Here is an 18,458-nt window from a genome sequence, read left to right as displayed (position 1 = left end):
GGTCAGGGCGGGTGCGCGGTGTTGTAGGGCAGCCGTAAGGTGGGCCATCGCCAGCTGGCTTGTCATCCTGTGCTGCGCTGGCTCTGCTGCTGCCTTGCCTTGCGCCGTCGTACGCCCTCCTCGCTTGGAACCGGACCTCATATGACCGCAACCTCCTCGCCCACCTCCTCCCTCACCACTGAACTGCGGGAGGACCTGCGCAGTTACGCGGACCTCGGCGGCCTCACCCTTACCGCCGACACCCACGCCTGGTACGCCGGCGTGGACACCATCAGCACCCCGGAGGAGGCGCGGGCCGCCTCCACCGTCCTCGCCGAGCTGCGAGGCCGGGACCTGCCCGCCGTACGGGAGGCGGCATCGTCGCTCGTCGGCGCCCCCGGCACGGTCGGTGAGACCGGCCGGGCCGTCGCGCTGCTGATCCGGGTGCGCCGCACGCTCGCCGCGCTCGGCCCGCAGGCGTACGAGACCGAGGACCTGGACGAGCTCATCGCCGCCACGGCGAACGGCGCCTGGCGCAAGGAGCGCGGGGTGAAGGTGCCCCTGCTGCGCCGCCGTTCCCTGCGGGGCCGGGCGCGTGGCCTCGCCTCCTCGCGTTGGGCACGGTCCGGCGCACTGCACGCCGCGCTCACGGCCGCCGCCGAGGACCGCACCAAGTGGGCAGCGCTCGCCGGTGCCGACGCCGGAGCCCCGGCCCTGCCCGACGACGCCGAGCTGATCAACACCGCCGCCGAAGCCGTGCAGGCGACGAGCACCGGACTCGCCGCCCTGGGCAAGCTCCTTCAGCCCGAACGCGACCTCGAAGCCCTCGCCTTCGACGACCTGGCCGACCTCCTCGACCGCCTCGCCGCCGACGAGGGCACGCTCTACCGCCTTCCCGCGCTCCGGTCCCTCCGCGACCGCCTCCCGGCCGAGGGGCTCGACGCGCTCTACGCCGAGCTCACGGCGGCGGAGGCCGCTGCCGAGCCGGTCGTCGAGCCGGTCGTCGAGGCCGTCACGGTGCCGGAGCCCCGGGCCGAGGAGCCGGTTGCCGAGGCCGTGGCGGAGCCCGAGCCGGTGGAAGAGCCCGTCGCCGAGGTCGTCGCCGAGCCCGTCGTGGTCTCCGAGCCCGAGCCCGAGCCCGTCGTCGAGGTGGTCACGGAGCCCGAGCCCGAGCCCGTCGCGGTCGTCGAGGCCGCGCCCGCGCCTGAGCTCGCGCCCGAGCCCGAGCCGGTCGCCGTGCCGCAGCCTCGCCGTCCGCGGCGGCCGCGCAAGCCGTCGATCACGGTGGGGAAGCCGGTGACGGCGTACAGCCCGGAGGAACTGACCGCGGTCGTCCGGTGGATCGACACCGACGGCGAGAAGCGGACGGACGACGAGCTGCTGCGCGCCGCGATGAAGGAGCTGGGCTTCGCCCGCATCGGGCCGCGTATCAAGGAGGCCCTGGGCGCCGCCGTCAGCGAGGTCCGCGGCTGACGCGCACGTCCATAGGTCCCGCCGGCTCGCGGCGGCGGTCGCTCAGCGAACCGTCGCCGCGGGCCGCACTTCGAGCAGCGTCTTGCCCAGCACCTCCCGCGCTTCGATCGCCGCATGTGCCTGCGCTGCCCGCTCCAGTGGGAAGCTCCGCCCGATGACCGGCCGGAACCGGCCCGCAGCCGCCTCCGCCAACGCCCGCTCGGCCAGCTGCCGTACCTCCTCCGGCGGGAACTGCAGCTCGGCGATGCCGCGCAGGGCCACACCCCGGGTTTCCGCCTCCGCCGCCTCGATCGGCGCGAAGCCGCCGCTGGGGGCGCCGTGGGCGGAGAACCGGCCGCCCGGCGCGGTGATGGCGAAGGCGGCGCGGCCCACGGAACCGCCGGCGCCGTCCAGCACGAGGTCCACGGTGCCCAACTGGGCCGTCCAGTCCGGCAGGGAGTAGTCGACGGCGGCGTCGGCGCCCAGCTCACGGACGAGGTCGAGCTTGGCCTTGCCGCGTGCGGCGCCGATGACGTACGCCCCCGCGGCATGGGCGAGCTGGACCAGCAGCGTCCCCATGCCGCCGGCCGCCGCGAGGATCAGCACCCGTTCGCCGGGCCGGAGGGGCAGGGCGTCGAGCAGGCCGAGCGCTGTCGGACCGTCCGTCAGCACCGCGGCCGCCTCCGGCAGTCCGAGTTCCTCCGGCACCGCGATCAGCGCGTCAGCGGCGACGACGGCCTGCTCGGCGTAGCCCCCGCCCGCCGCATTGGTGCGCGCGGCGACGCGTCGCCCGACCCAGCCCGGGTCCACGTCCGCCCCCACTGACAGCACGTGCCCGGTGAAGGCCCCGCCCGGCACGTAGGGCGGCTCCACCGTGAAGTAATCGCGGCCCCACCCGCTGCGGATCTGCGTCTCGACGTAGATCACATCCGTGACCGCCACCCCGACCACGGCCTCCCCCGGCCCCGCTGTCAGGTCCGTCACCTCCCGGGCGACCAGTACGTCAGGTTCTCCGAACCGCACCGCTTCGACTATTCGCATGCCGTCAGCCTGCGACCTCAAGCCTGCTTGAGGTCAAGAAGGGGTCGACGGACGTCAGACGAACCGCACGCTGACGCACGCGAGCCCGTCCCCGATCACCACGGACCGCGCGCCGCCCGCCCCGAAGCGCCAGGCGACCACCGCCTCGCCCATGCCCTGGCCCAGCCGGTCCGCGGTGAGGTCGAGCTTGAGGGGCTTGGCGTACTCGGGCCCCGCGTCGGCCGGCTTGGGGCCGCAGGACTTGGTGTGGACGCGGGCCTCGTACGCCCGCCCGTCCCCCGGAAGGCCGCGAAGCCGCAGGATGACGCGGGTGCCGCCGCCGTCGAGGTGGCGCTCGGTGACGAGAGCCCAGGCGCCGACCGGGACGGCGGCGGGGTCGTAGGTCACGGCGGCCGGCTCGGGTTCGGCCCGGTCAGGGGCGGCGAAGCGGCCGAGGACGACGGCGACCGGGAAGAAGGGGTCGGCGGCGGCCCGGGCGGGGGCCGCGAGGACCATAGGGACGATGGACAGGGCAGCGGCCGCGGCCGCGCCGAGCGCGTGGCGAAAGCGCATGGGGGGTCCCTAAGAATGTTGGCGGTCCAGGAGGACCGGGTGTGGCTGATGCTGGGTTGCCGTTGATGGCTCAAGGAGAATGGCCGCCCGGTCCTCCGGGACGCTCCGACCACTGATTGAGAACTGCGGTCATCGCTGGTTAGGGACCTGTCGGCGGAGTGTTCTGCGGGCCGTGAAAGTTCTGGTCACGGTGGAACGGAGGGACGGGCTTGAGCACGTTTCACGCACGGATATGGGTCGGCATCGATGCGGGCAAGGGGCATCACTGGGCGGTGGCGGTGGATGCCGACGGGGAGACGCTGTTCTCGACAAAGGTGATCAACGATGAAGCGCAGATCCTGACGCTCATCGAAACGGCCAAGGAGAAGGCCGACGAGGTGCGGTGGGCGGTGGACATCTCCGGCCGCGCGTCCACGCTGCTGCTGGCTCTGCTGATCGCCCATGACCAGCAGGTCGTCTACGTGCCCGGCCGGACGGTCAACCGCATGTCCGGGGCCTACCGGGGCGAGGGGAAGACGGATGCCAAGGACGCGAGGGTCATCGCTGATCAGGCCCGCATGCGCCGGGACTTCGCTCCGCTGGACACTCCGCCCGAGCTGGTCTCCACCCTCCAGTTGCTGACGAAGTACCGCGCCGACCTGATCACCGACCGGGTCCGGCTGATCAACAGGCTGCGTGACCTGCTGGTGGGCATCTGCCCCGCCCTGGAGCGGGCCTTCGACTACTCCGCGGCCAAAGGCCCCGTCGTCATGCTCACCGAGTACCAGACCCCGGCCGCTCTGCGGCGCATCGGCGTCAAGCGGCTGACGACCTGGCTGGAGCGGCGCAAGGTCCGCGGCGCCGACGTCGTCGCCGCCAACGCCGTGGAGGCTGCCCAGTCCCAGATGACCGCGCTGCCCGGCGAGAAACGTGCCGCCAAGCTGGTCTGCGACCTCGCCCACCAGCTCCTGGCGCTGGACGAGCGGATCAAGGACAACGACCGGGAGATCCGCGAGACCTTCCGCACCGACGACCGTGCCGAGATCATCGAGTCCATGCCCGGCATGGGCCCCATCCTGGGCGCCGAGTTCGTCGCCATCGTCGGCGACCTGGGCGGCTACAAGGACGCTGGCCGCCTCGCCTCCCACGCCGGCCTGGCCCCGGTCGCCCGGGACTCCGGCCGCCGCACCGGCAACTACCACCGGCCCAAGCGTTACCACCGGCGCCTGCGACACATCTTCTACATGTCGGCGCAGACCGCGATGATGCGACCCGGGCCCTCCCGGGACTACTACCTCAAAAAGCGATCCGAGGGCCTTCTGCACACCCAGGCCCTGCTCTCGCTCGCCCGCCGCCGGGTCGACGTGCTCTGGGCGATGCTGCGTGACAAGAGGCTGTTCACCTCCGCCCCGCCGGTCACGCAGACGGCTTGACACGATCATTGAGATTCTCCTTGGTCGTGCCATCCACACTCGTCCCATCCACCTTCCGCGCGCCCTGCGCGCGAAGCGCGCGCGGCTGCGCCGAACGGGTTGCCAAAACAGCCGTGCAACATTTCCCCCGCCCCATCGCGTCAATGAAGTGTCGGCAACGATGGGGGAGGACATGACACACGCGGACTCGGACGGATTCCAGGACTTCGCGGCCAACCGCGCAGGCCATCTATTCCGCTCCGCGTGCCTGCTCACCAGCGGGGACACGCACTTCGCCGAGGACCTCGTACAGGAGACCCTCGGCCGGATGTACCTGACCTGGCGGCGGATCTCGGTCATCGACAACCCCGCCGGCTACGCCCAGACCGTGCTCGTACGCACCTTCCTCAGCCACCAGCGCCGCCGCAGCAGCGGCGAGCGGCCCACCAGCGAGTTCCCCGACGCGCCGAGCGCCCCGGAGGCCGCCGGGGACCCGGCCCTTCGGCTCGCGCTGCTCGACGCGCTCGGCCGGCTGCCGGCCAAGGACCGGGCGGTGGTGGTGCTGCGCTACTGGGAGGACCGCAGCGTCGAGGAGACCGCCGAGGCGATGCGCGCCAGCTCCAGCGCGGTACGTACCCGCAGCGTGCGGGCGCTCGCCAAGCTGCGTGAGCTGCTGGGCGGCAGCCTCGCCGAACTCATCGTCTGAACGCACCACGGAAGGGTGGTCCACGATGCCATTCGAAGACGAACTCGGCGCCGCTCTGCGCCGTACCGCTGACACCTTCGACACCGACACCCAGTCCCTGGTCACCGCAGGCGCCGCCCGGGGCCGCGTCCTGCGCCGGCGCCGTACGACGGCGATCGTCGCGGGCGCGGCGGGGCTCGCCCTGGTGGGCGTGGGCGGCTTCGTCCTAGCGGGGCTGGGGACGGGGGAGGTGGGGAAGAGCTCCCGAGTGGCGTCACCGGCCGCACCGGTCTCGTCGAGCGCGACGAAGACGATCATCACCGGCGACGAGGTGGTCGCCCTGCTCAAGAAGCAGCTCCCCAAGGGGACGTTCTCGCAGGAGAGCGGCAGCGTTCTGGGCGCCGACGGCGCGGTCGCGAATCTCGTATACGACGACGGGAAGGGCGCATCCGCCATCGCCCTCGGCCTGAGCCGGGCCAGCACCGACCCGCCGACCTGCCCGGATCCCGCCTACGCGGCCGAAGGCGCCACCTGCTCGGTCACCCAGCTCGCGGGCGGCGGGCAGCTCTATCTCAACCTCGGCTACGAGTACTCCGACCGCCGGGTTGACACCAAGGACTGGAACGCCATCCTCACCGCCGCCGACGGCCGCCGGATCGACCTCCAGGAGTGGAACTCCTCCGCCGAGAAGGGCGCGGCCATCACCCGGACCGATCCGCCGCTGTCCGCCAAGCAGCTGCGTGCGATCGTCTCCTCCAGGGTCTGGGACAAGGTCTTCAAGGCGCTTCCCGAGTCGAGGACCACAGCGACGCCGAAGGCCCCCGACACGGTCTCCGTCAAGACGATCATCGCCGCCTTCCAGAGCATGCTGCCGTACGGCATGAGCGGCACCATCCCCGCCGAGACCGACGACTTCCCGGATCTGACGGTCGACGACGGCAAGGGCGCGAGCCTGGTCGAGATCAATTACGAGAACTGGGGCAAGGACGGCTACACGGACGCGATCTTCGCCGACGCGACCGTCCTGACCGACGGCACGAAGGTGATCGTGAGGCAGGGGGCCGCGGAGAAGGGCGCGTCCGGCACCGTCCAGTGGATCGTCGACACGGTCCGCCCGAACGGGCTGCGGGTGGCTGTCTCCGAGCTGAACGCGCCGGGCTACCACGACGCGCCCTCGCGCTCGAAGCCGGCGATCTCGATCAGCGACCTGCAGGCGATCGCCACCAACGCGAAGTGGGCCAAGCTGGGTTGACGTCCCGCAATCTCCGTGTACGGGGCAGGCATACCGTCGCCTGTCCCGTACACGGAGTTGGACGACCCGTCAGATACCCGACTCGCAGATTTAACCGCACGCCACTTGTCGTGCCCATTTCTACGCGCGTAACCTCAGCCGATCGCATGGTTTCAGCCAGCCACCGGCAGGGGGTGGCTGATCATGCCCATGCCAGCCGGACGTCGGTTGTCGACGCACGTTGAAGGAGTCACCCTCGTGCCGCTTCACAGACCCAGCGCAACGCGCGTAGCCAGCGCCGCGTTCATAGCCTCGGCCGCGACCGCGGCGGTCATCGTGGCGCCGTTGCCCGCGGCCTTCGCCACCCCGTCGGCGACCGCCGTGATCGCGGAAGCGTACGGCGGCGGCGGGAACTCCGGCGCGACGCTGACCAATGACTTCGTCGAGCTGGCCAACCGCTCCACGAGCGCGTACGCCCTCGACGGCTACAGCATCCAGTACCTCCCGGCGTCCGCCTCCGCCAGCTCGCTCTGGCAGGTCACGGCCCTGACCGGCTCGCTCGCCCCCGGCGGCAGCTACCTGGTCTCCGAAGGCGCGGGAGCCGGCGGCACCACGGCCCTGCCGACCGCCGACGCGACCGGCAGCATCGCCATGGCCGCCGCCAGCGGCACGATCGCCCTGGTCAAGTCGACCACCGCGCTGACCTGCAAGACGGTCGCCGACTGCACCGGTGACGCCAACGTCGTGGACCTCCTCGGCTACGGCGCCGCCGTCGTCCGCGAGGGCACCGCCGCGCCGGCCGCCAGTAACACCAACTCCGTGTCCCGCGCGGCCTCGCTCGCCGACACCGACGACAACTCGGCCGACTTCACCGCCGGTACGCCCACCGCCACCAACAGCGCGGGCGACACCGCGAGCGGTACCGGCTCCGGCAGCGGCGGTTCCGGCGGCCCGACCGCGCCCGGCGCCTTCCGGATCCACGACATCCAGGGCACCACCCGCGTCTCGCCCCTCAAGGGTCAGAGCGTCGTGGGCGTCCCCGGCATCGTCACCGCCGTCCGCACCAGCGGCAGCAAGGGCTACTGGATCCAGGACCCGACCCCGGACGCCGACCCCGCCACCAGCGAGGGCGTGTTCGTCTACACCGGCTCCGCCGCCCCCACCGTCGCCGTCGGCGACTCGGTCCTGGTCAGCGGCAAGGTCTCGGAGTACTACCCGGCCACCGGCACCCAGTCGGTCACCGAGATCGGCAGCCCGGTCTCCACCACCCTGTCCACCGGCAACACCCTCCCGGACGCGGTCGTCCTCGACGACTCGACGATCCCGGGCTCGTACACCCCGACCAACGACGGCGGCAGCATCGAGGCCCTGACCCTCCAGCCGACCGTCTACTCCCAGGACTTCTACGAGTCCATCGAGGGCGAGCGCGCCCAGGTCACCGACGCCCGCGTGGTCGGCGCCACCAACGAGTACGGCGAGATGTTCGTCACCGCCAAGCCCGACGAGCACCCCACCAAGCGCGGCGGCACCATCTACGGCGCCTACGACCAGCAGAACACCGGCCGCATCGAGATCGTCGCCGCCGACGGCTCCACCCCGACCCTCAACGTCGGCGACGAGCTGTCCGGCACCACCACCGGCCCGGTCGACTACGCCTCCTACGGCGGCTACCTGCTCGCCCCCTCCTCCGCCACCACCGGCACGGCCGTCGACAACGGCCTCAAGCAGGAGGTGACGCGCAAGCAGCGCGGCCAGGAGCTGGCGCTGGCCACGTACAACGTCGAGAACCTCGACCCGACCGACAGCGACGACAAGTTCGCCCGCCTGGCCAAGGGCGTCGTCACCAACCTCTCCTCGCCCGACATCGTCACCCTGGAGGAGATCCAGGACGACAACGGCGCCACCGACGACGGCACCGTCTCCGCCGAGGCGACCCTGACCAAGTTCACCGACGCCATCGTCGCGGCCGGCGGCCCCCAGTACTCCTGGCGCTACATCAACCCGGTCAACGACCAGGACGGCGGCGAGCCCGGCGGCAACATCCGCCAGGTCTTCCTCTTCAACGAGCACCGCGTCCAGTTCGTGGACCGCGCCTCCACCGGCGACGCCTCCACCACGGCCGTCTCCGTCGTCAAGGACCGCAAGGGCCAGGCCCACCTCTCCGCCTCGCCCGGCCGCATCGACCCGACCAGCACCGCCTGGAACAGCAGCCGCAAGCCCCTCGTCGGCGAGTTCAAGTTCCAGGGCGAGACGGTGTTCGTCATCGCCAACCACTTCAACTCCAAGGGCGGCGACCAGCCGCTGCACGGCCGCTACCAGGAGCCGGCCCGCTCCTCGGAGACCCAGCGCAAGCTGCAGGCCGAGGAGGAGAACGCCTTCGTCGACTCCCTGCTCGCCGCCGACCCCAAGGCCCAGATCGTGGCCGCGGGCGACCTCAACGACTACGAGTTCTCCGACGCCGTCAAGACCCTCACCGATGACGGTGACGTCCTCACCGACCTCATCAACACCCTCCCGGTGAGCGAGCGCTACAGCTACGTCTACGACGGCAACAGCCAGACGCTCGACCACATCCTCACCAGCCCGTCCATCACGCACTACGACTACGACGTGGTGCACATCAACTCCGAGTTCGCCGACCAGGCGAGCGACCACGACCCCCAGGTCGTCCGGATCGATGTGAAGGACTGCGGCCAGAAGGCGTACAAGCACCGCAGGTAAAGCAGTCGTGGGCCCCCGGGCAACTGCCCGGGGGCCCACGAGGCTTTCAAGGGGCGCGGAGAACTGCGCGAGCAGCCACCCGCGACCCGCACGTCATCGACTACCGCAGCGACGCCACGTCGATCACGAACCGGTACCGCACATCGCTCGCCACGACCCGCTCGTAGGCCTCGTTGATCTGCTCCGGCGCGATGACCTCGATCTCCGAGCCCAGGCCGTGCTCCGCGCAGAAGTCCAGCATCTCCTGGGTCTCCTGGATGCCGCCGATCATCGAGCCGGCGAGCGACTTGCGGCCGCCGATCAGCGAGAACAGGTGGAAGGAGCTGGGCGTGTCGGGCGCGCCGACATTGACCAGCGTGCCGCCCACCTTCAGCAACGAGAGGTACGCACCCACGTCGTAGTTGGCCGAGATGGTGCTGACGATCAGGTCGAACGTCCCCGCGAGCTCCTCGAAGGTCGCCGGGTCGCTCGTCGCGTAGTAGTGGTCCGCGCCCAGCCGCAGCGCGTCGTCCTTCTTGCGGAGCGACTGGCTCAGCGCAGTCACCTCGGCGCCCATCGCGTGCGCGATCTTGAGGCCCATGTGGCCGAGCCCGCCCACACCGACGATGGCGACCTTCTTGCCCGGACCCGCGTTCCAGCGGGCCAGCGGCGAGTAGAGCGTGATGCCCGCGCAGAGCAGCGGGGCCGCGACATCCAGGCTCAGGCCGTCCGGGATCCGGAGGACGTAGTTCTCGTCGGCGACGATGTGGCTGCTGTAGCCGCCGTACATCTTCTCGCCGTCGAAGCCCTCGCCGTTGTACGTCGGGATGTTGCCGCGCAGGCAGTACTGCTCCTCCCCGCGCAGGCAGTTCTCGCACTCCCGGCAGGAATCGACGAAGCAGCCGATGCCGACCCGGTCCCCGACGGCGTACTTCGTCACCCCGGGGCCGACCTCGGTCACGACACCGGCGATCTCATGCCCCGGCACCATGGGGAAGGAGGCCTGTCCCCACTCCTCCCGGGCCTGGTGGATGTCGGAGTGGCAGATGCCCGCGTACGCGATCTCGATCAGCACGTCGTGCTCGCGGACCGTGCGGCGGGTGATGGTCGTCCGCTCCAGCGGCGCCTTGGGGGCGGGGGCGGCGTAGGCGTTAACGGTGGTGGTCACGCTTGCTCCTCATATCTGCGATATCTGCGTCCCTCGCGGGCGCCTTGCTTGCTTCGGGTTCGGGTTCGGGCCGGGCTTCGGCCGTCCAGCTGGCCAGCAGCCGCAGCGCGGCCTCCGACGGCGACCCGGCTTCCGCGGTGTAGATGCACATGGTCTGGCCGGAGTCGCCGAGGAAGGCGACGTTCTCGTAGCGCAGCGTCATGTCGCCGACCACCGGGTGGTGGTAGAGCTTGACGCCGCTGGTCTTCTCCCGCACGTCGTGGTCGGCCCACCACGCGCGGAACTCGGGGCTCTTGATGGTCAGTTCGCCGACCAGCTCGCTCAGCCGCCGGTCGTCGGGGTCGCGGCCCGCGGCGAGGCGCAGGCTGGCCACCATCTCGGAGGCGTACTTCTCCCAGTCGCGGTACAGCTCGCGCGCGGCGCCGTCGAGGAACATGAAGCGGGCCATGTTCCGGTCCCGGAACGGCAGCGCGTCGAAGTCGGTGATCAGGGCCCGGGCCAGCCGGTTGGTGGCCAGCATGTCCCCGTTGCCGTTGAGCACGAACGCCGGGGAGCCGCCCGCGTCCAGGACGTCCAGGACCGCCCGCACCTCGGGCCTGACCCGCTGCGGCCGGCCGGGGCGCTTCCGGGCCGCGCGGGGGCGGTGCCGGGCCAGCTCGAAGAGGTACGTACGCTCCGCCGGGTCCAGCCGCAGGGCTCGCGCGACGGCGTCCAGCACCGTCTCCGACACATTCAGGTGCCGGCCCTGCTCCAAACGGGTGTAGTAGTCCGTACTGACCCCCGCCAGCCGCGCCAGCTCCTCCCGCCGCAGCCCCGGCACCCGGCGCGGGGTCCCGTCGACCGGCACCCCCGCCTCCTCCGGACTCAGCCGCGCGCGGCGGGTCCGCAGAAACTCTCTGAGCTCGGCGTTGTGATCCATGGGTTCCAGTATTGGCGGTCGCGGGCTCCCTCAGCGCACCCAACCTGGCCCTGTCAGACCTACCCGGCGGCCGGCGGGTCGCCCTCCAGCTCGGCCAGCCGCTCCTGGAACTCGTCCAGCCGTGCCCGCAGCAACGCCGCCTCGGCGGCGAGCGCGGGCAGCCCGTCCTGGGCGCCCTGGGCGCCCTGCGTGAGAACCGGGTCCGCGACCGCCGTCGTGACGTTCACCCACGCCCCCGCCAGCGCCGCGAACTCGCGCAGCTCCAGCAGCCTCAGCCCGCCCGCGCAGGGCACGCACGTGCCCCGCAGCTCCCGCCACCCCGGCAGGCCCGTTTCGGTCCGTACGAACGCCTCCGCCGCCCGCCCGCACCGGCACGCGCCGACCCGGACATTGCGTACGCGCTGCCGCGCATACCGCACCCCGCGCTCGTACCGCGTGTACGCGCCCAGCACGCTGACCTGCAGAATCACCGCGTCGCGGCAATCCGTGGCACAGGTCAGCGCCTGGGCTTCCGCCGCCGAGTGCAGGCAGTAGAACCCGCAGTCGCAGCCCCGCGCGGGGCTGCCGTGCCGGCGGCCGTAGCCGCACCGTGCCTCGTCCAGCGCCCCGTAGACAATCCGCCCGCCGAGCGACACCCCGCGGAACCCGGTTCTCGTACCGTCCCACGACAGCATCGGGAAGGCGACCTTGTACCCGGTCGGCGGCACCGCGGGACGCTCCTGCGGCAGCCGCTCGCGGAACAGTCTCACCGGCTCACCGGCCTGCGGTGGCCTCGACCGGCTCTGGTGACTCCAGCCGTACCGGTTGTGGGGCGTGGGTCTCGTCGGGGATCACGGCGGCCTCGGCCGTGACCGTCTCGTCGTCGATTTCTTCCGCGAATCCGGTCGCGAGGGGCTTTCCAAGCTTCATCGCAGCCTCCTTCGGGCTCTTCCGGAATGATGACTCAGCTCGCGGGCCCGCACCAGAGCACCCCCAATGAGCACAGACCTGAGCACGCGTACTCAGGCGCCCCGGCGGCTGCCCGGCCAACCTGTTGCCATGACTGAGATCGACGAACCCCACTCCACGCCGGCCCAGACCGTTGCCGCGGTCCTGGCCTGGGGCGTGGCGATCCTCGCGCTGGGCTTCTTCGCGTTCTGGGCCGTGTTCGTCATCTGGTACGTACGGGCCGCCGAGTCCAGGTGGGATCTGTGGCCCGCCCTCTACGGGCTGGGCCCGCTCGCGGCCTCGGTCGCGGTCTGCCTGGTGGTCCGGGCCACCCCGAGGGTGCGGGGTCTGAGCAAGGCCGGCCGGCTGGCGGTGCTCGGGGCGTGCGCGGCGGCGGCGCCGGTGGCACTGGCGGTGGCTTTCCGGGGGGCGGTGTGAAGAGGTGGTGACCCAGAGGCAAATGACGACACGTCAGCGTAAGCTGGTGATGACGGGACGCCACGTCGACGGGACGACGGGGGAGGCGGCACGCGCATGTCCACGGACAGCACGGACAGCACGCACAACACGAACAGGCCGATGGAGCCGATCACGGTGACGCTCGCCGGGGCCGAGGACCCGGCGGAGGATCTGCGCCGCCTGGAGTTGTGGCTCCGGATGGACGAGGACCTCGCCCCGCTCCTGGCGCACCGCGAGCGCCCGGCCGGCGAGACGATGGGCATCGGCTACGACCTGATGGTCCAGGTCCTCCAGGAGACGCTGCAGGTCACCGCGCTGACCCTGCTGCGCTGCGTGTACGACCACCTCCACACCCGCCCGGCCGACGACCTGGAGGTCACCGTCCAGGTGCAGGACGTGCGGGTGGTCCTGACCGGCCGGGACACCCTCACCCGTGGCGAACTGGAGGCGATGGCGGCCCGGGTCCGCCAGGCCATCGAGGAGTAGGGGCGCCCCATGGCCTACGAGCCGTTCGCGTCCCGCTCCCGGGCGGTGCTGATCGGCGTGGCGAAGTACGAGCACGCCGGGGACTTCGCCAACATCCCCTCCGCCTACGCCAACACCACCGCCCTGCGGGCCGCCCTCACCTCCGACGCCCTCGGCCGCTTCATCCCGCGCACCGTGGAGACCCTCGCGGAGCCCTGCACCCGCGACCGGGCCCTGGAAGCCATCCGTACGAGCGTGGCCCAGGCCCAGGACCTCCTCCTCTGCTACTTCACCGGCCACGGCCACCTCGACCTGACCGGCGACCGCCCCGAGCTCTACCTCATGACCCGCGAGTCCACCAAGACCGACGCCCGCCTCGACGGCATCCCGTACACCGCCCTGCTCCAGCTCCTCGCGGGCTCCCGCGCCGAGCGCGTCGTCCTCGTCCTCGACTGCTGCTTCGCGGGCAACGCGGGCCTCGTCCCGCTCCCCGACCGGCCCTTCTCCCTCCTCACCTCCTCCCGGGTCGGCTCCCGCATCCACAAGGGCGACGGCATCGACCCGACCCCCTTCACCGCCGCCCTCGTCCGCGTACTGAGCGAGGGCACCCACACCCACGACCCGGTCACCGTGAGCACCCTGGGCATCCGCCTCGGCGAACTCGCCGCCGAACAGCCGCCGTTGCCCGACGCCGACTACGACCCCTGGCAGCCCACCGAGCGCTCCAGCGCAGCCGCCGGCGACACCGTCCTGTCCCAGGCCCGCCGGCCCAGGCCCACGCCCGCCTGGCAGCGCGCCCTGGACCGCGTACGCCGCCGGCTGCGCCGCCTCGCCGGGTACTCCGCCTTCGCCTGGACCTGGACCGCCGGCCCCGGCCAGCCGCTGTGGCACCGGGTCACCGGCGGCTGCCTAGCCCTCGCCCTCCTCACGGGCGGCGTCACCGGCTACGCCATCGCCAACCGCCCGGCGCCGCTGTGCCCCGCCCCGCTGGAGCTGCGCGTGCTGTCCTCCCCGGAGACCAGGGCCGCGCTCGCCTCCGTACTGGACGCCTTCCAGGACAGCACCGAGGCCACCATCCCGCTCACCGCGGACGGCGCCCGCCCGCAGGGCTGCGGCCAGATCAACACCACGGTCTACGCGGCCCCGACGGACAAGGCGATCGCCGCCTTCCGCGACTCGGCCGCGTGGGCGGAGCCGGAGCACGCCTGCGCGGCCGACGACACGGCCTGCCGCAGCCCGCTCGTCGACGTCGGCGCCCACCCCGACATCTGGATCCCGGAGTCCACGGCCGCGTACACCCGGGTCCGCGACGCCACCGAGCGCCCCGAGAGCGCCCTCGCCCTCGGCACCCCGCACACCCTCGCCCGTTCCCCGGCCGTCGTCGCGGCGACCGAGGACCTGCCCGGCGTCTCCCGCAGCGGCAGCACCCTCGCCCAACTGGTCACCTCCGCCCGCGCCAAGGGCATGACCGTACGCAGCGCAGACCCCCGCTCCTCCGACGCGGCCCAGGCCGCGCTCCTGCACCTGCCAGTGACCGGCTCCCTGGGCTCCGGCGCCGCCGACGACCGCGAACTGGCCTGCCAGGCCCGCGCCGGCCTCATCGACTCCCCGCCCCAGCGCCTCGCCCTGCTCACCGCCGAGTCCACCGTCGCCGCCGCCGTCACCCCCGGCCTCGACTCCCGCCCGCCCTGCCTCGGCAACCAGACCGACCCCTACGCCGTCTACTACCCACGCGACGTCCCCCCGCTCGACCTCACCTACATCCCCGTCACCTGGGAAACCGGCCGCTCCGACCTCCCCGACCGCTCCGCCGCCGTCCAGCGCCTCCTGTCCTGGCTCACCTCCCCCGCCGGCCGGCACCACCTCGCCGCCGAGGGCTTCCGCCCGGCGTCCACCCCCCTCGGCGCCCCTCTGGCCACCTACCGCTTCTACGCCCACCCCGCCCTGGCCACGGGCGCCGCCGTCCCGCTGCGCCGCCTCACCGGCCTCCTCCAGTCCTACGCCGCCTCCGGCGAAGCCCCGCGCCGCATCCTCTTCGCCATCGACCTCTCCACCTCCGCCTACTCCCGCGGCACCATCGACTCCCTCGTCACCCGGGCGGCGAACTCCCTCGGCAGCACGGACCGTTATGCCATCAGCGCGGTCCCCGGCGGCACCGTCCTCCCGCTGGGCACCCATTCCGCCGGGGAGCGCGACACCGCCCTCAGCCGTCTCAAGCCGGTCGGCCGCGACGCCCCGATCGCCTCCACCGTGCAGAGCGTCCCCAGCGGCTACTCCCTCCTCGTCCTCATCACGGACGACGAGGACAGCCCCCGCGCCGCGCAGCCGAGAGCGCCGGTCCCGGTGGTCGTGGTGTCCCTGGAGGACTTCGGCTGCGCGCTGGCCTTCAACAAGGCGGTGACGGCACACGGGGGTGCGTGCGTCGACACGTCGCAGGATCTGGCCGACGCCCTGGTGGAGGCGCTGAGATGAGCCCGCGGTCAGCCCTCATTGCCGCCCTGCTTGCCCTGCTCGCCCTGACGGCGGCCTGCGCCACCACGACGGCCCAGCCACCGGGGCCGTCCCCCGACACCTCCCGCCCCCTCCTCGTCGCGAGCGGCGCCGACCTCACCACCCCCGGCAGCCCCGCCGGCACCGGCGTACGCCGCACCCTCATCGACGAATGGAACCGGCTCCACCCCACCCGCCCGGCCCGGATCGTCGAGCTTCCCAACGCCACCGACGACCAGCGCAGCGAACTCATCGGCGCCCTCCAGTCCGGCAGCGCCACCTACGACGTCGTCAACCTCGACGTCACCTGGATTCCCGAGTTCGCCGACAGCGGCCTCATCCGCCCGCTCCCCGCGTCTGCCCTGCCCGACGACGACTTCCTCCCCCAGGCGGCGGCCGCCGGCCGCCGCAACGGCCGCACTTACGCCGTCCCCTTCAACACCGACGTCGGCCTCCTCTACTACCGCACCGACGACCTCCTCAAGTCCGGCACCCGCCCCTCCGACCTGGCCGCCTACCACTCCGTCGGCGACCTGCTCGCCGCCGTCCGCCCGCTCTCCCACAACACGTACACAACCCAGCTCGCCGCCTACGAGGGCCTCACCGTCAACACCCTCGAAGCCTTCTGGACCGCCGACGTGAACCTCGTCGACGGCGAGGGCCGCTACACCGGCACCGAGGACGACCTCCGCAAGGGCCTGGACGAGCTCAACCGCCTCACCACCGCCAACTACCTCAACCCCGCCTCCCTCGAAGCCGACGAATCCGTCTCCCTCGCCCAGTTCACCCAGGGGGCCAGCGTCCTGATGCGCAGCTGGCCGTACGCGTACAACCGCCTCGACGCCGCCCTCGACCCCTCCTCCCCGCTCACCCGCTTCGGCGTCGCCCGCCTCCCCGGCGTGGCGGCCCTCGGCGGCCAGAGCCTGGGCGTCTCGGCGACCAGCACCCGCCCGGACGACGCCGCCGAGCTGATCCGCTTCCTCACCAGCCGCTCAAGCCAACGCGAGCTCCTCCAGGCGGGCTTCGCGCCCGCCCGCCGCTCCGCGTACGGCGTCGAGGACTCCGCCTGCACCCCCGCCAACCCGGCCGCCTGGTACTACGACCGCCCGGTCCGCAAGGGCTCCGAGCCGTCCGCCTCCCCATCCCACGAGGGGGAGCGCCCCGGCTACACCACCCTCCTGTGGTGCGCCCTGCGCGAGGCCCGCGCTCGACCCGCTACCGCCCACTACGTCACCTTCACCCGACTTGTCCAACGTGAGGTACATCGCATGCTCGCCACCCACGACCCGGGAGTCGACGCGACCGCGCACCGACTCCAGGAACGGCTGGCCAGAGCGCTGGGCGGTCGCTGAATCGTCACGGCGGGTGACCGTGCGTAAGCCCCCCATAACATCTGACGCATACTCACATCTCCCTCCGGTCACAGCAGTCGCAAACCTTTGCCCCCATACACCCGTTCCATCCGCATAGATTCCTGCTGTGAACTCCCTGAACGGGCTTGGAATTCACCCGCGCCTCTATTAACGTTCGATAACGCAGCGCGGTCGTCCCGCCGTCGAACAGACAGCACCGCGCGGCATTGCCGAATCCCGTCCGCGGGAACCGGGGAACCACCACTTGGGGTGAATCAGGGGCAGCCTCGCGGCAACGAGGCGGCCTCCGTAGGAGACCTTCCTGCTCCGAACCCGTCAGCTAACCCGGTAGGCGAGAAGGAAGGAAAGGACAACGCACGCGTGGCGTCGAACAACCCTGCCCTAATACCCGGGGCCCAGCAGCACCAGGACCAGCAGCACCAGTACGTCGAATGGGACACCGCCGAGTGGAACATGGCGGCCGGCTGGACGCCCCCCGCGACCGAACAGGCCGCACCCACCAAGAACGCCGTCGACGGTTGGGACACCGCCGAGTGGAACATGTCAGCCGGCTGGGCCGAGCTGCGCGAGGCGGCCGCGGCCGCCGGGCTGATGGCCGACGAACTGGCCGCGGAAGCAGCCGCCAAGGACGAGGCCCCCGAGCCCCACGAGCAGGCCGAGTCGTACCAAGCGCCGTACGAGCCGGGCGAGCCGTCCGAGACGCCGTACGAGACCTGGAACCCCACCCGTGAGTCGACCGCCCCTCCGCGCGGCCGCCACAAGGTCGCCAAGCCGGGCCTGTTCGGCCGCCGCCGCGGGTCCGCCGTCTTCGGTGTCGCGGCGGTCGCCGCCCTCGGCGTCGGCAGCGGCGTGGCTACGGCGGAGGGCCACAACCCGCTCGCCGTCTCACTGCCGGACCTGCCCGACGTGTCGAGCGTCCCCGGCATCGGAGCGCTGGTGAGCGCCGACGAGACGCCGGCCGCCGACCCGGCCGACAACCTCGGCATCGACGCGGGCGAAGCCCTGCGCACCCGCATCCTCGACCAGGCCTCCGCACAGAAGTACGCCGCCGACAACGCGGCCGCCGTCGCGGAAGCCAAGTCCGTCGCCGCCGAGAAGGTCCGCGCCCAGGCCGCCGCCCACAAGGCCGCCGCCGCTGCCGCCAAGAAGAAGGCCGAGGCCGCCCGCCTCGCCGTCCTGGCCAAGCAGTACGTCAAGCCGGTCGCGTCCTACACCCTCACCGCCGGCTTCGGCGAGTCCAGCTCCCTGTGGTCGTCCACCCACACCGGCCAGGACTTCGCCGCCCCCACAGGCACCCCCGTCAAGGCCATTCACGGCGGCACCATCACCTCCGCCGGCTGGGCCGGCTCGTACGGCTACCGCATCATCCTCACCCTCGACGACGGCACCGAGCTGTGGTTCTGCCACCTCTCCTCGATGACCGTCACCTCGGGCAAGGTCTCCACCGGCGACACCATCGGCCGCGTCGGCTCCACCGGCAACACCACCGGCCCCCACCTCCACCTCGAGGTCCGCCCCGGCGGCGGCGACCCCATCGACCCGCTGCCGTGGCTGCGCGCCAAGGGCCTGCAGGTCTGAGCCCCGAGAAGCCCCGAAGGCCCTGCTGACACCCCCGACAGCAGGGCC

16 protein-coding genes and 1 riboswitch are annotated in these 18,458 nt (G+C 72.1%); of the genes, 10 read left to right on the top strand and 6 right to left on the bottom strand.

What is annotated here, in order from left to right:
* Window positions 1-141 precede the first annotated feature (141 nt).
* On the top strand, window positions 142-1,452 hold the full coding sequence (locus tag OG607_RS19940) for a hypothetical protein (RefSeq protein WP_405724891.1): 1,311 nt from the start codon (window positions 142-144) through the stop codon (window positions 1,450-1,452).
* A gap of 42 nt (window positions 1,453-1,494) precedes the next feature.
* Here OG607_RS19940 and OG607_RS19935 read toward each other — a convergent pair whose 3' ends face one another.
* Both OG607_RS19935 and OG607_RS19930 read right to left on the bottom strand, forming a co-directional pair.
* Entirely contained in the window at window positions 1,495-2,472 is a 978-nt protein-coding gene (locus OG607_RS19935) for a zinc-binding dehydrogenase (protein WP_405724888.1), read from the bottom strand.
* Window positions 2,473-2,526: 54 nt separating this feature from the next.
* Window positions 2,527-3,024, bottom strand: a complete 498-nt coding sequence (locus OG607_RS19930) for a superoxide dismutase family protein (RefSeq protein WP_405724885.1) — start codon at window positions 3,022-3,024, stop codon at window positions 2,527-2,529.
* A 209-nt stretch (window positions 3,025-3,233) separates the two neighbouring features.
* Between OG607_RS19930 and OG607_RS19925 the strand changes: the two genes are divergently transcribed.
* The 4 genes from OG607_RS19925 to OG607_RS19910 all read left to right on the top strand — a co-directional run bounded on the left by OG607_RS19925 (window position 3,234) and on the right by OG607_RS19910 (window position 9,052).
* Entirely contained in the window at window positions 3,234-4,436 is a 1,203-nt protein-coding gene (locus tag OG607_RS19925) for an IS110 family transposase (protein ID WP_405719032.1), read from the top strand.
* Window positions 4,437-4,608: 172 nt separating this feature from the next.
* On the top strand, window positions 4,609-5,121 hold the full coding sequence (locus OG607_RS19920) for a SigE family RNA polymerase sigma factor (protein WP_405724882.1): 513 nt from the start codon (window positions 4,609-4,611) through the stop codon (window positions 5,119-5,121).
* A 25-nt stretch (window positions 5,122-5,146) separates the two neighbouring features.
* On the top strand, window positions 5,147-6,352 hold the full coding sequence (locus tag OG607_RS19915) for a hypothetical protein (protein ID WP_405724879.1): 1,206 nt from the start codon (window positions 5,147-5,149) through the stop codon (window positions 6,350-6,352).
* 237 nt (window positions 6,353-6,589) lie between these two features.
* Window positions 6,590-9,052, top strand: a complete 2,463-nt coding sequence (locus tag OG607_RS19910) for a lamin tail domain-containing protein (RefSeq protein WP_405724876.1) — start codon at window positions 6,590-6,592, stop codon at window positions 9,050-9,052.
* 100 nt (window positions 9,053-9,152) lie between these two features.
* Here OG607_RS19910 and OG607_RS19905 read toward each other — a convergent pair whose 3' ends face one another.
* From OG607_RS19905 to OG607_RS19890, 4 genes are read right to left on the bottom strand one after another with little or no spacing between them, the layout of a single operon-like run.
* Window positions 9,153-10,199, bottom strand: coding sequence for an NAD(P)-dependent alcohol dehydrogenase (locus tag OG607_RS19905; RefSeq protein WP_405724873.1), 1,047 nt, complete (start codon window positions 10,197-10,199; stop codon window positions 9,153-9,155).
* Window positions 10,183-11,118, bottom strand: coding sequence for a helix-turn-helix transcriptional regulator (locus OG607_RS19900; RefSeq protein ID WP_405724870.1), 936 nt, complete (start codon window positions 11,116-11,118; stop codon window positions 10,183-10,185). The genes OG607_RS19905 and OG607_RS19900 overlap by 17 nt, the downstream gene beginning before the upstream one ends.
* 59 nt (window positions 11,119-11,177) lie before the next feature.
* The gene (locus OG607_RS19895) at window positions 11,178-11,867 is read right to left on the bottom strand and encodes a hypothetical protein (protein ID WP_405724867.1); all 690 of its coding nucleotides are present in this window, start codon (window positions 11,865-11,867) and stop codon (window positions 11,178-11,180) included.
* A gap of 4 nt (window positions 11,868-11,871) precedes the next feature.
* Window positions 11,872-12,027 (bottom strand): hypothetical protein, encoded by a 156-nt coding sequence (locus tag OG607_RS19890; protein ID WP_405724864.1) that lies wholly within the window; start codon window positions 12,025-12,027, stop codon window positions 11,872-11,874.
* 129 nt (window positions 12,028-12,156) lie between these two features.
* Between OG607_RS19890 and OG607_RS19885 the strand changes: the two genes are divergently transcribed.
* From OG607_RS19885 to OG607_RS19865, 5 genes are all read left to right on the top strand, one after another.
* Window positions 12,157-12,483 (top strand): hypothetical protein, encoded by a 327-nt coding sequence (locus tag OG607_RS19885; protein WP_405724861.1) that lies wholly within the window; start codon window positions 12,157-12,159, stop codon window positions 12,481-12,483.
* A gap of 96 nt (window positions 12,484-12,579) precedes the next feature.
* Complete coding sequence (locus OG607_RS19880) at window positions 12,580-12,990, top strand: hypothetical protein (protein ID WP_405724858.1); 411 nt, start codon at window positions 12,580-12,582, stop codon at window positions 12,988-12,990.
* A 9-nt stretch (window positions 12,991-12,999) separates the two neighbouring features.
* The gene (locus OG607_RS19875) at window positions 13,000-15,441 is read left to right on the top strand and encodes a substrate-binding domain-containing protein (RefSeq protein WP_405724855.1); all 2,442 of its coding nucleotides are present in this window, start codon (window positions 13,000-13,002) and stop codon (window positions 15,439-15,441) included.
* Window positions 15,438-16,811, top strand: a complete 1,374-nt coding sequence (locus tag OG607_RS19870) for an extracellular solute-binding protein (RefSeq protein WP_405724852.1) — start codon at window positions 15,438-15,440, stop codon at window positions 16,809-16,811. The genes OG607_RS19875 and OG607_RS19870 overlap by 4 nt, the downstream gene beginning before the upstream one ends.
* Before the next feature lie 218 nt (window positions 16,812-17,029).
* Window positions 17,030-17,181, top strand: a riboswitch (cyclic di-AMP (ydaO/yuaA leader).
* Window positions 17,182-17,192: 11 nt separating this feature from the next.
* Complete coding sequence (locus OG607_RS19865) at window positions 17,193-18,410, top strand: M23 family metallopeptidase (RefSeq protein WP_405724849.1); 1,218 nt, start codon at window positions 17,193-17,195, stop codon at window positions 18,408-18,410.
* The last annotated feature ends 48 nt before the right edge of the window (window positions 18,411-18,458 follow it).

The organism is Streptomyces sp. NBC_01537, from assembly GCF_045040445.1.
In the GTDB taxonomy this organism is placed as follows: domain Bacteria; phylum Actinomycetota; class Actinomycetes; order Streptomycetales; family Streptomycetaceae; genus Actinacidiphila.
The sequence above is the reverse complement of the archived record's forward strand: the minus strand, read 5'-3'. Positions and strand labels throughout refer to the sequence as shown.

What these genes read in the sequence shown, in the direction of transcription:
- OG607_RS19940 (WP_405724891.1), top strand. Translation starts at nt 142, where the DNA reads ATGACCGCAACCTCCTCGCCCACCTCCTCCCTCACCACTGAACTGCGG.
- OG607_RS19935 (WP_405724888.1), bottom strand. Translation starts at nt 2,472, where the DNA reads ATGCGAATAGTCGAAGCGGTGCGGTTCGGAGAACCTGACGTACTGGTC.
- OG607_RS19930 (WP_405724885.1), bottom strand. Translation starts at nt 3,024, where the DNA reads ATGCGCTTTCGCCACGCGCTCGGCGCGGCCGCGGCCGCTGCCCTGTCC.
- OG607_RS19920 (WP_405724882.1), top strand. Translation starts at nt 4,609, where the DNA reads ATGACACACGCGGACTCGGACGGATTCCAGGACTTCGCGGCCAACCGC.
- OG607_RS19915 (WP_405724879.1), top strand. Translation starts at nt 5,147, where the DNA reads ATGCCATTCGAAGACGAACTCGGCGCCGCTCTGCGCCGTACCGCTGAC.
- OG607_RS19900 (WP_405724870.1), bottom strand. Translation starts at nt 11,118, where the DNA reads ATGGATCACAACGCCGAGCTCAGAGAGTTTCTGCGGACCCGCCGCGCG.
- OG607_RS19890 (WP_405724864.1), bottom strand. Translation starts at nt 12,027, where the DNA reads ATGAAGCTTGGAAAGCCCCTCGCGACCGGATTCGCGGAAGAAATCGAC.
- OG607_RS19885 (WP_405724861.1), top strand. Translation starts at nt 12,157, where the DNA reads ATGACTGAGATCGACGAACCCCACTCCACGCCGGCCCAGACCGTTGCC.
- OG607_RS19880 (WP_405724858.1), top strand. Translation starts at nt 12,580, where the DNA reads ATGTCCACGGACAGCACGGACAGCACGCACAACACGAACAGGCCGATG.
- OG607_RS19875 (WP_405724855.1), top strand. Translation starts at nt 13,000, where the DNA reads ATGGCCTACGAGCCGTTCGCGTCCCGCTCCCGGGCGGTGCTGATCGGC.
- OG607_RS19870 (WP_405724852.1), top strand. Translation starts at nt 15,438, where the DNA reads ATGAGCCCGCGGTCAGCCCTCATTGCCGCCCTGCTTGCCCTGCTCGCC.